Source organism: Lentzea albida (assembly GCF_900111005.1).
Classification (GTDB): Bacteria; Actinomycetota; Actinomycetes; order Mycobacteriales; family Pseudonocardiaceae; genus Lentzea; species Lentzea albida.
The window spans coordinates 42,265-56,256 of record NZ_FOFV01000019.1; the positions used below are offsets into that span (position 1 = coordinate 42,265).

Genomic DNA, 13,992 nt, shown 5'->3' on the forward strand with positions numbered 1-13,992 from the left:
CTGAACCGGGCCGGCTGGGACGTACGTGTGGTGGGTGTCCGCAGTGAGGGGTGACCCGCATGTCGTACCAGGTTGGGCTCGATCTCGGATCCGCAGGCACCACCGTCGCCACGGCCGGTGGCGTCACGACCGGCGGCCGGCGTCAGCAGGCGGCGGCCAGGGAGATCGCGAGCGTTCTCGACGACCTCGCTCACCGGCACGGGGAGCCGCCCAGCCGGGTGGCGATGACGCATCCGCTGTGCTGGCCGCACGAGCACCTCGAGCAGGTACGCCAGGACCTCATCGACGCGGGACGTGCGGACGTGTTGTTCGTGCCCGCACCTCATGCCGCCGCTATCGCGTTCGACGCTGACGCGCAGATGCCCGAGCACGGCACGGTGGCGGTGTTCGACTTCGGTGCCACCGGGTGCGACATCGCGGTGCTGCGCAAGCAGGGCGTGTTGCTGCTGGCCGGGCAGCCCGAACGGGTCGAGGTCGGTGGGTTCGACCTCGACGAGCTGGTGGCGGAGCACGTGATCGCGAAGATCGGCACGCACAGCCGTGAACTCGTGCGGAGCTGCGTCGAGGCGAAGGAGCTGCTGGGCAGCTATCCGGAGGTGCGGATCCCCTACGTCGCGACGAGTGGTGAGGTGCGTGAGGTCAGGCTGAGCCGGTTGGAGTTCGAGGCGGTCATCCGGCCGTCGGTCGAGTCGGTGGTCGACGCGCTGGAACGCGTGGCCGGCAGCGCGGGGTCGTGCCTGCCCGACGTCGTCCTGCTCGTGGGCGGGTCGTCGCGGATTCCGCTGGTGGTGCGGGAGATCGTGGAACGGCTGCACGTGCCGGTGGTGCGGGCGCCGGACGGTGCTGCCGCGACGGGGGCCTACCTCGAGGCGAGACAGCTCGAACCGGAGCCCGCGGAGGAGCCGACCGTCGAGGTGCCGAAGCCGCGGGAGGAAGAACCGGAGCGGCGGATCCCGACCACGCCGTTCATCGCTGCGGGGTTGCTCGTGCTCGTGCTCGGAGGTGGGTGGTTCGCGCACGACGCGATGAACCGGCCTCAGGTGAAGATGGAGAACACGAGCGTGCGGCTCGAGCCGCCGGGCACGGCCGAACTGCCCCGGATCAGCGAGCCAGCGCGCTGATCTCCCGCACGGTCCGGTCGATCTCCTCCGGCGTGTTGAGGATGGACGTGCCGACCCGCGCGTACGGGATGCGGTACGAGGCCGTGGTGATCTGGATGTTCTTCTGCCGCAACAGTTCCACCAGCTCGGGGCCGGTGCGGCCGGGGACGTCGAAGCACACCATGCCCGCGGAGACCGAGGCGTCGCGAGGCGTGTGGACGACGACTCCGGGGATCTCGGCGAGGCCGGCGGAGAACCGCGCGGACAGCTCGGTGATCCGGGACGCCACGCGGTCGCGGCCGAGGCGCTGGTGGAACCGCACCGCCGCCCGCACCGCGTAGTACTGCTCGAACGCGTGGAAGCCGCCGGGCCCGAGCAACGCCGTGGGACTGCGGTCGCTCAGGCTCGGCAGCAGCGGCACGATCTGGTCGCTCACCTCGGGGTTCACCCACACCATGCCGGTGCCGCGCGGCCCGAACAGCCACTTGTGCGTGCCGGCCACGAACACGTCCGCGCCCATGCGCGCCGCGTCGTCGTCGACCGCCGCCAACCCGTGCACGCCGTCTACGACGAGGAGGCAGCGGTCTTCCCGTGCGCGGCCACGGTTCGCTTCCGCCACAACGGAAGCGCACGCGCGCACGGGCATTCTTAGACCTGTGCTCGACTGCACCCACGTGATGCCCACGGCACGCGTCCGCGGTGTGATCGAGTTGCGCAGGCGCGTTGCGATCTCGTCCTCGGTGGCCTTCGCCGGGTTCTCGAAGAGCGTGCCGACCCTGACGTCCGCGCCCACCCGCCCAGCGGCCAGTCGTGCCGCCTGCTGGTGCCACGCGTGGTCCTGGTCGTTGAGCAGCAACTCCTGACCCGCGCGCAGTTTCAGCCCGCCGTAGACGATCGAGAGCCCGATGGTCGTGTTGGGCACGAACGCGATGTCGTCCGCGGCACCGCCGACGTACTGCCCGAGCGCGACGGCCACCTCCCGCGCCTCCTCGGGCATGAGGTCGTGCGAGTTCGAGTCGAGCCTGCGCCGGAACTGCTCGATCGCGTCCCGCACCTCCCGCGGGTTCGACGCGAGGTAGAAGAGCCCGAGGTTGGTCAGCGCCGGGTCCAGCCGGAACTCACGCCGCACGGCGCCCCAGTCCACTCCCCGCGCGGCCGACGACGCCGTCGGCGCGACGGCGAGCAGTCCTGCCCCTGCCAGGAAGTCACGACGGTCCATGCCGTCCATTGGACAGCTTCGGCGACGCGAACGGCAGTCCGGTGTTCAACTCCTCCGCTTCCACGGTGCACAGCATGCTCACGCCGATGGGCAACTGCGTTGGCGCGGGCCCGGACACCTCGACTCGCCGGAGTGGATCAGGCATCCTCGTAGACGCTTCGCTGGGGGACGACGGGGGTGTGGGCGTGCGAGCGCTCGTGTTGGGGCCGATCGAGGTCCGGGTAGGCGACAGACAGGTGGGTCTCGGCGGTCCCAAGCCGAGGACCCTGCTCGCCGCGTTGTTGTTGCAGCCGCGCCAGGTGGTGCCGGTGGAACGGCTGATCGACCTGATCTGGGGGGAGGCGCCACCGCAGACCGCGGGTGCGCTGGTGCACACCTACGTGTCGTCGTTGCGGCGGGCGGTGGGCACCGCGCTGGTCACCAGGGCACCGGGCTACCTGCTCGACCTGGACAGCGACGTCGAGCAGTTCCAGAAGCACCTGACGACGGCGCGGCAGGCGGAACGGGCCGGTGACCACGCCACCGCGACCACGCACTACCAGCACGGGCTCGCGTTGTGGCGCGGCCCGGCGTTGCACGGCGTCGACGCGCAGTTCGCCCGCGGGCACGCGCTCGCGCTGGAGGAGTCCCGGCTGAGCGCCGAGGAGGGGCTCGGCCGCTGTGAACTCGCGCAGCACCGGGTCGAGGACGCGATCACGCGGCTGTCGGCGCTGGCCGGTGCCCACCCGACGCGCGAGGAGACGCGCGAGCTGCTCATGCGAGCCCTGCACCGCGCCGGACGGCAGGCGGACGCGCTGCAGGTCTACCGCGACGCGCGTGAGCACCTGCTCGACGAGCTCGGCATCGAGCCGGGCGAGAAGCTGCGCGACCTGCACTCCCGCATCCTCAACGGCACGCTCGAGACCGCACCGCCGGAGCTGACCGCGGCGGCGGCCCCGGCGGCGGTGACCACGCACCAGGTCGTCCCGCACCACCTGCCGCCCGACATCAGCGACTTCATCGGCCGCCAGGAGGCGCTCAAGCAGGTGTTCGGCCTCACCGAGGACCGCGAGACGGGTACCGCGACGCCGACGGCCGTGGTGTCCGGGTTCGGGGGCGCCGGCAAGTCCGCGCTGGCCGTGCACGCCGCGCACCTTCTGCGGAAGTCCTACCCGGACGGCCAGCTGTTCGCGGACCTGCGCGGCGGCGGGCGCGACCTCGAACCGCAGGAGGTCGTCGGCCGGTTCCTCGGCCTGCTCGGCATCCCCGGCCAGGACCAGCCGGCGGCACCGGACGAACGCGTCGAGCTGTACCGGCGGACCGTGGCCGACCGGCGGCTGGTGGTCGTGCTCGACAACGCCCGCAGCGAGGCGCAGGTCAGGCCGTTGCTGCCGGGCAACCCGAACTGCTTCGTGATCATCACCAGCCGCCGCAGGCTCACCGGGCTCGAAGGCGCCGAGCCGATCGAGCTGGGCTTCCTCGGCGAGGAGACCAGCATGGAGATGCTCGGGCGGATCGTCGGCCCCGAGCGGATCGGCGCGGAGCCCGAGGCGGCGCGGCGGATCGTGCGGCTCTGCGGTGGTGTGCCGCTCGCGTTGCGGGCGGCGGGCGCGAAACTGCTGGCGCGGCCGCACTGGCCGTTGAAGACGCTCGCCAAGCGGCTGTCCGACGAACGGCGCAGGCTAGACGAGCTGGAGATGGGCGACCTCGCCATCCGGTCGTCGCTCAGGCTCACCTACGCCGAGCTGGACCCGTTGCACCGCAAGGCCTTCCACCTGCTGTCGGTGCTCGACCTGCCGGACTTCGGCGCGTGGGTCGCGGCGCCGTTGCTGGACATCTCGCCGTACGACGCCGAAGACGTCGTGGAGCACCTGGTGGACTTGCGCCTCGTGGACGTCGCCGGGGTCGACCAGATCGGCCGGGTGCGCTACCGGTTCCACGACCTCGTGCAGCTCTTCGGCGCCGAGCAGGCGGAGGGCGAACCCGTGACGGAGGCCGTCACGCGCCTGCTGCGGACGTGGCTCGCGCTGGTCGAGGCCGGGGTGCGGAAGCTGCCGCGGGTGACGCTGGGGCTGCGGCCGCGGCTGCACGCCGAGATCGAGGTGGACCCGCGGCTCGAGGAGGACGTCGAGGAGGACCCGACCGGCTGGCTGCACTCCGAGACGGACGCCGTCGTGCGGGCCGTCGAACGGGCGCACGACCTCGGTGTCGACGAGCTGACCACCACCGTGATCACGTCGCTGCTGTCGTCGCCCTTCGCGGCGCGCAACGAGTTCGGCAACTGGCAGCGCACGCACCTGGTGGCGCTGCGGTCGGTGCGCGAGCGCGGCAACCGGCGCGCCGAGGCCGTGCTGCTCGCCGGGCTCGGCCAGCTGCGCTACGAGCAGGACGACTTCGCGGCGGCGCTCGCGCACTTCGAGCAGGCGGCGGAGATCGCGGCCGCCATCGACGAACCGGAGACGCTCGCCGTCGCCTACGTCGGCATGGGTACGGTCCGGCGCGACCTCGCCGAGTTCGCGCAGGCGCGCGAGCTGCTCGACAAGGCGATCGCGCTGGGGGACGACGGCGTCGTCGCGGCCGCGAGTTACGGCGTCGGTGCGATCCACCGCGACCACGGCGATCTGGACGAGGCGCGGCGGGCGTTCGAACGCTGCGTGGAGCTCTACCGCGAGCAGGAGGACCGGCGCGGCGAAGCACTGGCGTTGCGCGCGCTGAGCCTGTGCCACCGGGCGGCGGGCGCGTACGCGGAGGCGGTGGGACTGAGCCGTGAGGCCGAGCGGATCCTGCGCGGGGCAGGCGACGAACTTGGTGCCACGTACGCGGCCCAGTCGCTCGCCAAGGCGGCGCTGCGGACGGGAGACCTGGAGGGCCTCGACGACCTGCTGGCCGAGTGCCTGGAGGTCTGCACGCGCCAGCGCGACCGGTTCGGCGTCGCGTTGACGACGCGGACGCTCGGAGAGCTCGCGCTGGCCCAGGACCGCCTCCCGGAGGCCTCCGACCTCCTCGCGGACGCGCTGGAGCAGTGGACCGCGCTGGGACTGCCGATCTGGCGGGCGCGCACGATGCGGGACCTGGCGGTGGCGACCGCGGACGAAGAGATGTGGCTGCGCGCCAAGGAGTTGTTCGCGTCGCTGGGAGTGCGGGAGGCACGGGAGTTGGAGGGGCTGAGTGCCGGCGGGTGGCGCTCGACCCTCTGACGCCGGGTGTTACGCCCTCGCCGTCACCTGCACGTCGCGCGCGGTCAGTTCGGCGGCGCACTCGGTGCACTCCACCTTCGCGCGCACACCACCGCCGCAGTCGCGGTGGTGCAGCTGGAACGACTCCTCTTCCTCGGGGGCCATCCACCTCTCGCCCCACGTGCGCAACGCCATCAGCACGGGGTAGAGGTCGCGGCCTTTCTCCGTGAGGCGGTACTCGTGCCGTGTGCGGCCGTCCTCGTGATAGGGCACGCGCTTGAGCACGTTCTCCTGCAGGAGCACGTTCAGCCGGTCGGTCAGGACGCTGCGCGAGATGTCCATCGTGGCCTGGAAGTCTTCGAAGCGGCGCGTGCCCAGGAAGATCTGGCGGAGCAGCAGCAGTGTCCAGCGCTCGCCCAGCAGGGCCGCGGGACGGCTCAGCGTGCAGGGCATGCTCGCGAAACTCGAGTACGGCATGACTCCAGGATATCCCTTGCGTTCGTTTTTCGAACTCAGCTACAGTTCGGATTCCGAACTCAGGGAGTCGATCCTCATGCGCGTCACCGAGCTCGACCGCGACACCGCTGGAGAAGCCGTCGACGCGGTGTTCGCGGGACTGTCCGCGCGCAGCCGCTACCTGCGCTTCCACTCGCCGACGCCGCGACTGACCGCGTCCGCGCGCCGGGTGCTCGTCGACGTGGACGGGGAACGTCACGGGGCCGTGTGCGCCCGCGTCGGCGGTGACCCGATCGGCATCGCGCGGGTGATCAGGACCGGCGGGTGCGACGCGGAGATCGCGGTCGCGGTGGTGGACCTGTGGCAACGCCGTGGCGTGGGCCGCCTGCTGCTGGAGGAGCTGACGTCCGTCGCGGCCAGGATGGGCGTCGCGGTGCTGCACGGCGACGTCCTGCCCGACAACCACGCGATGCTCGCGCTGGTCCGCAAGGTGCTGCCGGGCGTGCGGCTGACCAGGGACGCCGACACGGTCCAGCTGAGCTACCCGCTCGCCTGGGTGACCGCCGAGATCACCGACGCGGACCTTATAGAGAGCTTGCAGGAGATTTAGAGATCGAACCCCGACGCTGGCGGGGTGACCACCGCTCGTGCTGCCGGCCCGCTGATACTCCGCTCCGAGATCGTGGAGCGCGCGTGTTCGTGGCTGCGCGACTCGGTGCCGTACAGCCAGACGAGGTTCCACCAGAACGAGCACGGCATCTACCGCGCCGACTGCTCGGGGTTCGTGTCGATGGCGTGGGGCCTGCCCGGCAGGCCGGAGGACCGGCACGGCGGCTACGACACCCACGGCCTCGCCGTCGTGAGCAACCTGATCCCCGCCGAGCAACTGCGGGCGGGCGACGTGGTGATCCGCACCGACGGCACCAACCTGACGCGGCACGTCGTGATCTTCGCCGCGTGGGCCGAGGAGCCGGGGCGGTACTGGGCCTACGAGCAGGCCGGCGGCCAGCGCACGCGGCTGCGCGCCGTCACCTACCCCTACGAGACCTGGCCGGAGCTGTACGTGCCGCGCCGGTACCTGAGCGTGTCGGAGTAACTGGATGGGCCGTTCCGCCGATGAACGGACGACGACGCACGCCGGAAGGTCAGGTCCACCTGTGAGGAACCGCCCGTTGAAGATCCCTGCGAACCTGTCCGGTTCCGGACAGGACCCGACGTTCGACCGGACCGGAACTTCACATCGTCTTGCTACCGTGACCGGCATGAAACGGTGGGGGATGCTGGCGGTGGCGGCCGCGGCGATCACGTTCGGCTCGACGCTCGCCATGCCCGACGTGGCGGTCGCGGCCGAGGGCGGGGTCTTCTGCGGTTCGTACGAGGCCAACCAGAAGGTGACGCGCAGCGAGGTCCTGGCGCGGTCGCGCACCTGGCTCGCCGCCCGCGTGCCGTACAGCCAGAGCGACTGCTTCGGCAACAGGTACGGCGCCTACCGCACCGACTGCTCCGGCTTCGTCTCGATGGCCTGGGGCCTGCGGATCTCGTACACGACGCACATCCTCGAGCAGGTCGCGCACCGCATCGACCGGGAGGACCTCCGCCCCGGCGACGCGCTCAACGACCGCGAGAACCACGTCGCGCTGTTCATCGGCTGGGCCGACGCGGCCAAGACGCGGCCGATCGTGCGCGAGCAGGCGGGCCCGGACGGCAGCAGGCCCGTGCAGCGCGTGTGGAGCGCCGCCACGGCCAGCAGGTACGTGCCGTTGCGCTACAACAACATCCTCGAGGCCGGCAGCGGTGACACCGGCAGCGACACCCCGGTGACGGACAAGCTCGTCGTCAGCGCGGGCCCGCAGATCTCGAACACCGGCCAGCAGCAGCTCGAGATCTTCGCGCGCGGCGTCGACGGCACGGTGATCACGAACTTCCACAAGACGAGCCGCTGGGCGGGCTGGCAGCAGCTCGGCCCCGAGGTCTTCGCCGGCGACCCGGTCGCGCTGATGAACCCGCAGACCAAGATCGTCGAGATCTACGCCCGCGGCACCGACGGCAAGATCTACCACCGCGTCGACGGCCAGTGGCTCGCGCTCGGCGACACGGCCGTCGCCGGCGAGCCGACGCTGTTCTGGAACGACGGCACCAAGGCCGTCGAGGTCCTCGCCCGCGGCACGGACGGCACGCTGCTGCGCTTCACGGACAAGTGGGCGCCGGTCGGCGACCGCAAGATCGAGGGCGACCCGGCCGTCGCCGACAAGGACGTCTACGCGCGTTCCGCCGACGGCAAGCTGATCAAGTGGGACGGCACCTCGTGGGCCGACCAGGGCGACAAGAAGATCGTCAGCGACCCGAGCGTCGCCGTCGACCAGGTCTTCGTGCGCACCGAGTCCGGCAGCGTCGAGCAGTACGCGGCGGGCGTCTGGACGACGCTCGGCGGCAAGGGCACCGGCAAGCCGTCCGCGGTCTTCAACTCGACGACCGGCTCCATCGACGTCGTGCAGCTCGGCGAGGGCGGCTACGTCGAGCACTCCCGCGCCGCCGACAAGGGCTGGACCGCGTGGGCGAAGCTCGGCACCACCAAGGTCGCCGAGGCGCCGACCGCGATGTACCACGCGCAGACGAAGACCGTCGAGGTCTTCGCGCGCACGGACGACGGCAAGCAGATCCGCCGCTTCTACAAGGAGAAGGCGGGCTGGAGCCAGTGGGCCGTGCTGGGCGACAAGACGGTCAGCTGACCTGACGGACACGAAGCCGGGGATGCCACGGGCGTCCCCGGCTTCTTCGTCATTCCCAGCAGCTGCGGAACACCTCTCTCTCGGCGACCTTGGCCTTCACCTCGTTACCGGGATAGCTCTCGTGCGTGAACGCCTTTGCTGCCTCCTGGCACCGCTTCCACTGGTGCGCCATCGTCTCGGCGTCCGGTTACGTGAGCCTGCCCACCGGCGCCGGACTTGGCTAACGTGGGCGAAAACCTTTTCAAGGGGGACCGGCGATGGCGCGCAGGCGGTACGCGGTGGTCGGCACGGGCTCGCGGGCGCAACGGCACGTCCACGCCATCGCGGTCGAGCACGCGGACACCTGCGAGCTCGTCGCGCTCTGCGACGTGAACCGCACCCGCATGAACGTCCACAACGAGCGGCTGGCCGAGCCTGTCCCCACCTACGACGCCGCGGACTTCCTCGGGATGCTGGACGAGCAACGGGTCGACGTCGTCGTGGTGACCACAGTCGACCGTCACCACGACGCGTACATCGTCGCGGCGCTCGACGCCGGTCGTGACGTCGTGACGGAGAAGCCGATGACGACGGACGTCCCGTCGGCACGCAAGATCCTCGACGCCGTGCACCGCAACGACGGCAACGTCACGGTCACCTTCAACTACCGCTACAACCCGATCCACGAGAAGGTGCGCGCGCTGCTGGCGGACGGCGCTGTCGGTGAGATCGGGTCCGTGCACTTCGAGTGGTTGCTCGACACGCGGCACGGCGCCGACTACTTCCGCCGCTGGCACCGCGACAAGGCCAACTCCGGCGGCCTCATGGTGCACAAGGCGACCCACCACTTCGACCTGCTCAACTGGTGGGTCGGATCGGTGCCCGAAACCGTGTACGCGCACGGCCGGTTGTTCTTCTACGGCGAGGAGAACGGCAAGCGCCACGGGTACACCCACGACAAGCGGTTCGACATCGACCTGGAGCAGGACGACTGGCTGAAGAAGCTTTACGTCGACGCACGGCACGAGGACGGCTATCGGCGCGACCAGAACCCGTTCGAACCCGGTGTGTCCATTGAGGACGACATGTCCGTGCTCGTTCGCTATGCCAGCGGTGCGAACCTCACGTACCACCTCACGGCCTACTCGCCGTGGGAGGGCTACCGGCTGATGGTCAACGGCAGCAAGGGACGTCTCGAACTCGAGGTCGTCGAGAACTCGTGGGTGTCGGGACAGGACCTGTCGGTCGACGCCGGCCGCGAGCAGGGCTGGGCGAAGCTGTCGGTGCAGCGGCTGTTCGAGCAACGCGTGGACGTGCCCGTGGAGTACGACCGGGCCGGGCACGGCGGTGCGGACCGGCGCATGGTCGACGCGCTGTACGGGCCGACCGGGCAGGAGGACCCGTTGGGACGCAAGGCGACGCACCGCGACGGCGTGCTCTCGCTGCTGACCGGGTTCGCCGCCGGCCGCAGCGTCGAGACCGGGCGGCCGGTCCGCGTCGCCGAGCTCCTCGACCTCCCGTGAGGACCCCTTAGCGGTCTTCGTGCTCGCGGCGCCATTGCCCGTTCGGGTGGCGGCGTTGACCGCCGGTGCCCGGATGCTGTCGCAAACGTGTCTTGGTTGGCGCGGCGCATTGATATTCCAGTCACGGCGGCTGATGCTGGTGGGCGCGGTGGAGTCCGCCCGAGAAGGGTGAGAGCGATGCGTGTTGCGCTGGTCGGCGCTCGTGGGCACGGGGCGCGGCACGTGGAGAACCTGGTCCGGCTGGGGCACGACGGGCTCGCCACGTTCGTCGGCGTGGTCGACGTGGCGGACGTCGACGTGCCGGTGCCGTCCTACTCCGACCTGGAGACCCTGGCGGCCGAGCTGCACCCCGAGGTCGTCGTGGTCTCGTCACCGCCCGCGACGCACCGCGACCTCGTGCTGGCGGCGTTCGAACTGGGCTGCGACGTGCTGGTCGAGAAGCCCGCCGTGGTGTCGGTGGCGGACTTCGACGAGATCTCCGACGAGGCCGTGAAGCGCGGGCTGGTGTGCCAGGTCGGGTTCCAGACACAGGGCACGGGCTCGTACCGCCGCCTCTGCTCGTTGATCGGCTCCGGCGCGTTGGGGGACATCACCGGTATCGGCGCCGCGGGGCGTTGGGTGCGCACGGACTCGTATTACGAGCGCGCGGAGTGGGCGGGCCGGCAGGGTGAGGACGGGACGCTCGTGAACCCGTTCGCGCACGCGCTGCAGAACGCGTTGCTGCTCGCCGATGTCGAGGAACGAGCCGACATCGGCGTCGAACTGGAGCTGTACCGGTGTCGCGACACGATCAGCGCGGACGACACGGCTTGTGTGCGGGTCACGGCCGATGACGCGCCGCCGGTCGTCGTCGCCACCACGCTCTGCGCCACGACATCGTTGCCACCGGTCGTCCTCGTGCACGGGTCGCTCGGGCAGGCCATCTGGTGGTACGACGACGACAGGCTCACGGTCAACGACCACCGCATGGCCGTCGCGCCGTCCGTCGACCTGCTGGAGAACCTCCTGCGGCACCGGCTGACCGGCGAGCCCCTCGTCGCGCCGCTGGCCGCCGCGCGGGCGTTCACGACCGTCGCCGAGCGGTGCGGCAAGGCCGACGTGCCGCTGCTGCCCGCCCGCCGCGTCGGCGACCGGGTGGTGCTCGACGGCATCGACGAGGTCGTCGTGCGGGCCGCGGAGAAGATCGCCACCTTCGCGGAGCTCGGCTGCGGATTCGGGCGGTAGTCTCCCCGCGGAGTCCGCCGTGTTCGGGGAGCGTTTGCGTTGGACATCTACATCGACCTGAAGGACGTCCGGGTCACCGGCTACGTGAGCATGGGCCTGATCGCGCTGGTCGCCCTCGAGTCGATCTGGGGCACGATCAACGACTGGCAGGGCGGCTCGTCGTCGTGGAGCTTCCTCGCCATCGTGCTGATCGCGCCCGCGGCCGTGGCGTTCGTCGTCTGGTACCGCGGCGCGACGCACAACGCCGAGGCGATCGCGCTACACGGCGTGCGGATGGTGTCGCAGGTGTGGAAGGCGAGCGACCCGGCGCAGCGCGAGGTGCCGTTCGACCAGCGCGTCGCGAGCCCGTTGATCAAGCCCTGGCAGTACGCCTTCCTCGCCATGGTCCTGTGCGACGTGCTCGAGTCGTTGCTGCTCGACACCCCCGCCTACGTGGTGTTTTCGACGCTTTCGACGCTGTGCGCGATCGGGGCCGCCGGGCTCGCGTGCTTCCTCATCCTGAGGATCTCGCTCATGCAGCAGCGGTTCGCGGTGCCTCACCGCAAGCGCTAGTCGCCCGCATGGGGTATACTTCATTGCTGGTTGCAGTTTTGTGTTCGTGTCATCTCACGCTCGCCGAACTTCAGTTGCGAGCACTTCTCCTTCTTCGCGGTTGGGGCAAGTCAGCTCATGACCAACCACGGAGCGGCCGCACAGTGTGGCCCGCTCTTCAGCAATCAAGGAGAAGCAGTACATGGCTAACGGCACCGTCAAGTGGTTCAACGCCGAAAAGGGCTTCGGCTTCATCGCCCCCGAGGACGGCGGCGCTGACGTCTTCGTCCACTACTCGGCCCTCAACGGCGGCGGCTACCGCAGCCTCGAAGAGAACCAGCGCGTCTCGTTCGACATCACGCAGGGCCAGAAGGGCCCGCAGGCGACGAACGTCAACGCCCTCTGACGTTGAGTTGACGACGCAGGGCCTCCGGGACTTCCCGGGGGTCCTGCGTTTTGTGTTGTGATCATTGGCTTTTCGCTAACCTGGCCCGATGCCGCTGCTCGGACCAGCCGATCCGCTGCCGCACGTGCCCCGGCGCGTCCTCGTCGCGGGCAACGCCGGATCCGGCAAGTCGACGCTCTGCCTGCGCATCGCGGGCCTGCGGGACCTCCCCAGCGTCGAGCTCGACAGCCTCTACTGGGGTCCACAGTGGACACCGCGCCCGGAGTTCGCGGGCGAGGTCGCCGCGCTCGCGCGGGAGGACCGCTGGGTCACCGAGTACCAGTACAAGGCCGCGCGGCCCGCGTTGCTCGCGCGGGCGGACACGGTGGTGTGGCTCGACCACCCGTTCCCCACGGTGGTGGGCAGGCTGGTGTTCCGCACGGTCCGGCGCCGCGCGGCCAGGGCCGAGCTGTGGAACGGTAACCAGGAGTCCCCGCTGTGGTCGGTGTTCACCGATTCCGAGCACATCCTGCGGTGGGGGCCGAGGAGCTACCGCCGCAACCGGGCCAGGGTGCTCGCCCTGGTCGACGACGTCGTGGTCGTGCGGTTGCGCGGCCAGTGGCAGGTGGAGCGGTGGCTCTCGGGGCCGCTCGCCTCGGTCGGGGAGGAGCGTGCCCGGTGAGAACGGCGCTGGTGCTCGGCGGGACAGGCATGCTGGCCGGATGCGTGAGCCACCTGGTGGCACACGAGTGGCGGGTGGTGCTGCCGTCGCGCAGACAACCGCTGATGGCCGACGACGGACCAGGCAGGGCGGCGCGCGCGTCGATCTCGCACGGCCACCGCCCGACGTGGGTGAGGGCCGACTGGGCCCGGCCCGAAGCGCTGGCATCCGAGGTCGAGTACGAGCTCGGAGGCGATCAAGTGAACCTGCTGGTCGCGTGGGTGCACGACAGCTATCGCGTGAGTGTGCTCAACGCCGTGCGGCACCTTCTCGCAGAAGGCGCGCCGGTGGTGGAGGTGCACACATCCGCACCGGTACCCGACCCGGTGCTGCCGCACCCGACACAGCAGGTCCTGCTCGCCCACTTCACGCACGACGCCACGGTGCGCACGAACCGCGCCGTGCTGGACGCGGTGGAACGCGGCCTGAGCGGGCGAGCGCCCTCGCTGCACCACGAGGACGCCCGCTGACGTCTCAGACCTTCTCGATCTTCGCCCGTCCGATCTCCGCCTGCACCTTGATGCCGGCCGCCACGTCCACGAGCTGACGGACCACCACGTCCTCGTTGCGGACGTCGGCGATCTTCTGCTTGGTCTTCGTGACGAACGTGAACTCGGTGACCTGCGCGGCCTCGATCTCGGCGACCTGCTGGAAGTCCTCGCTGAAGTCGAGCACCACCTCGGCTCCGTCGAGCACGACCAGCTGGTAGTCGGTCGGCGCCGCGGAGGCGAAACCCTTCTGGAAGCTGCCGGTGACCTTGATGCCGTCGGGTGTCTCCTCCAGGTCGAGGACTCCGTCGACGGGCGTGAAGACCGCCTCCTGGAAGTCGGCGGTGGCCTTGACGGGCTCGGGGTCCGCCAGCGCGGGGGAGCCGGTGAGGGCGGCGGTGGCGAGCAGGACGGCGGCGATGCTCAGGAGTTTTGGCATGACTTCGTTCGTACCGGCGGGGATGTTGCCCCGCTCGGTCGAA

The 13,992-nt window shown here is 70.5% G+C and carries 14 protein-coding genes; 11 read left to right on the forward strand and 3 right to left on the reverse strand.

Annotated features, from left to right (window positions below; translation table 11 throughout):
• Positions 1–59: 59 nt before the first annotated feature.
• On the forward strand, positions 60–1,121 hold the full coding sequence (locus BMY74_RS35450) for an Hsp70 family protein (protein ID WP_143091837.1): 1,062 nt from the start codon (positions 60–62) through the stop codon (positions 1,119–1,121).
• Here BMY74_RS35450 and BMY74_RS35455 read toward each other — a convergent pair.
• Positions 1,102–2,319 carry an aminotransferase class V-fold PLP-dependent enzyme gene (locus BMY74_RS35455; protein WP_089923866.1) on the reverse strand — a complete coding sequence of 406 codons (1,218 nt, stop codon included), beginning with the start codon at positions 2,317–2,319 and terminating at the stop codon, positions 1,102–1,104. The genes BMY74_RS35450 and BMY74_RS35455 overlap by 20 nt on opposite strands.
• Before the next feature lie 185 nt (positions 2,320–2,504).
• Here BMY74_RS35455 and BMY74_RS35460 point away from each other — a divergent pair, with 185 nt between their 5' ends.
• Complete coding sequence (locus tag BMY74_RS35460) at positions 2,505–5,495, forward strand: AfsR/SARP family transcriptional regulator (RefSeq protein WP_177230084.1); 2,991 nt, start codon at positions 2,505–2,507, stop codon at positions 5,493–5,495.
• Positions 5,496–5,504: 9 nt separating this feature from the next.
• On the opposite strand, the gene BMY74_RS35465 is transcribed toward BMY74_RS35460, so the two are convergent.
• Positions 5,505–5,951 carry a winged helix-turn-helix transcriptional regulator gene (locus BMY74_RS35465; protein ID WP_089923868.1) on the reverse strand — a complete coding sequence of 149 codons (447 nt, stop codon included), beginning with the start codon at positions 5,949–5,951 and terminating at the stop codon, positions 5,505–5,507.
• A 76-nt stretch (positions 5,952–6,027) separates the two neighbouring features.
• On the opposite strand from BMY74_RS35465, the gene BMY74_RS35470 reads away from it, so the two are divergent.
• From BMY74_RS35470 to BMY74_RS35510, 9 genes are all read left to right on the forward strand, one after another.
• Positions 6,028–6,540: a GNAT family N-acetyltransferase gene (locus tag BMY74_RS35470; RefSeq protein WP_177230085.1), complete on the forward strand. Its 513-nt coding sequence runs from the start codon at positions 6,028–6,030 to the stop codon at positions 6,538–6,540.
• A gap of 24 nt (positions 6,541–6,564) precedes the next feature.
• Positions 6,565–7,026: an NlpC/P60 family protein gene (locus BMY74_RS35475; protein ID WP_089923458.1), complete on the forward strand. Its 462-nt coding sequence runs from the start codon at positions 6,565–6,567 to the stop codon at positions 7,024–7,026.
• A gap of 166 nt (positions 7,027–7,192) precedes the next feature.
• On the forward strand, positions 7,193–8,659 hold the full coding sequence (locus tag BMY74_RS35480) for a DUF8189 domain-containing protein (protein ID WP_143091840.1): 1,467 nt from the start codon (positions 7,193–7,195) through the stop codon (positions 8,657–8,659).
• 257 nt (positions 8,660–8,916) lie between these two features.
• Positions 8,917–10,161, forward strand: coding sequence for a Gfo/Idh/MocA family protein (locus BMY74_RS35485; protein WP_089923464.1), 1,245 nt, complete (start codon positions 8,917–8,919; stop codon positions 10,159–10,161).
• A gap of 177 nt (positions 10,162–10,338) precedes the next feature.
• Complete coding sequence (locus tag BMY74_RS35490; RefSeq protein ID WP_089923467.1) at positions 10,339–11,385, forward strand: Gfo/Idh/MocA family protein; 1,047 nt, start codon at positions 10,339–10,341, stop codon at positions 11,383–11,385.
• 39 nt (positions 11,386–11,424) lie between these two features.
• The gene (locus BMY74_RS35495) at positions 11,425–11,937 is read left to right on the forward strand and encodes a hypothetical protein (RefSeq protein WP_089923472.1); all 513 of its coding nucleotides are present in this window, start codon (positions 11,425–11,427) and stop codon (positions 11,935–11,937) included.
• A gap of 181 nt (positions 11,938–12,118) precedes the next feature.
• Positions 12,119–12,322 carry a cold-shock protein gene (locus tag BMY74_RS35500; RefSeq protein ID WP_089923476.1) on the forward strand — a complete coding sequence of 68 codons (204 nt, stop codon included), beginning with the start codon at positions 12,119–12,121 and terminating at the stop codon, positions 12,320–12,322.
• A gap of 88 nt (positions 12,323–12,410) precedes the next feature.
• On the forward strand, positions 12,411–12,983 hold the full coding sequence (locus BMY74_RS35505) for a P-loop NTPase family protein (protein WP_089923479.1): 573 nt from the start codon (positions 12,411–12,413) through the stop codon (positions 12,981–12,983).
• The gene (locus BMY74_RS35510; protein ID WP_245786535.1) at positions 12,980–13,492 is read left to right on the forward strand and encodes a Rossmann-fold NAD(P)-binding domain-containing protein; all 513 of its coding nucleotides are present in this window, start codon (positions 12,980–12,982) and stop codon (positions 13,490–13,492) included. The genes BMY74_RS35505 and BMY74_RS35510 overlap by 4 nt, the downstream gene beginning before the upstream one ends.
• Positions 13,493–13,496: 4 nt before the next feature.
• Here BMY74_RS35510 and BMY74_RS35515 read toward each other — a convergent pair whose 3' ends face one another.
• Positions 13,497–13,949, reverse strand: coding sequence for a hypothetical protein (locus BMY74_RS35515; RefSeq protein ID WP_089923482.1), 453 nt, complete (start codon positions 13,947–13,949; stop codon positions 13,497–13,499).
• Positions 13,950–13,992: the final 43 nt, after the last annotated feature.

What these genes read in the sequence shown, in the direction of transcription:
- BMY74_RS35485 (WP_089923464.1), top strand. Translation starts at nt 8,917, where the DNA reads ATGGCGCGCAGGCGGTACGCGGTGGTCGGCACGGGCTCGCGGGCGCAA.
- BMY74_RS35450 (WP_143091837.1), top strand. Translation starts at nt 60, where the DNA reads ATGTCGTACCAGGTTGGGCTCGATCTCGGATCCGCAGGCACCACCGTC.
- BMY74_RS35490 (WP_089923467.1), top strand. Translation starts at nt 10,339, where the DNA reads ATGCGTGTTGCGCTGGTCGGCGCTCGTGGGCACGGGGCGCGGCACGTG.
- BMY74_RS35455 (WP_089923866.1), bottom strand. Translation starts at nt 2,319, where the DNA reads ATGGACCGTCGTGACTTCCTGGCAGGGGCAGGACTGCTCGCCGTCGCG.
- BMY74_RS35480 (WP_143091840.1), top strand. Translation starts at nt 7,193, where the DNA reads ATGAAACGGTGGGGGATGCTGGCGGTGGCGGCCGCGGCGATCACGTTC.
- BMY74_RS35515 (WP_089923482.1), bottom strand. Translation starts at nt 13,949, where the DNA reads ATGCCAAAACTCCTGAGCATCGCCGCCGTCCTGCTCGCCACCGCCGCC.
- BMY74_RS35470 (WP_177230085.1), top strand. Translation starts at nt 6,028, where the DNA reads ATGCGCGTCACCGAGCTCGACCGCGACACCGCTGGAGAAGCCGTCGAC.
- BMY74_RS35505 (WP_089923479.1), top strand. Translation starts at nt 12,411, where the DNA reads ATGCCGCTGCTCGGACCAGCCGATCCGCTGCCGCACGTGCCCCGGCGC.
- BMY74_RS35500 (WP_089923476.1), top strand. Translation starts at nt 12,119, where the DNA reads ATGGCTAACGGCACCGTCAAGTGGTTCAACGCCGAAAAGGGCTTCGGC.
- BMY74_RS35465 (WP_089923868.1), bottom strand. Translation starts at nt 5,951, where the DNA reads ATGCCGTACTCGAGTTTCGCGAGCATGCCCTGCACGCTGAGCCGTCCC.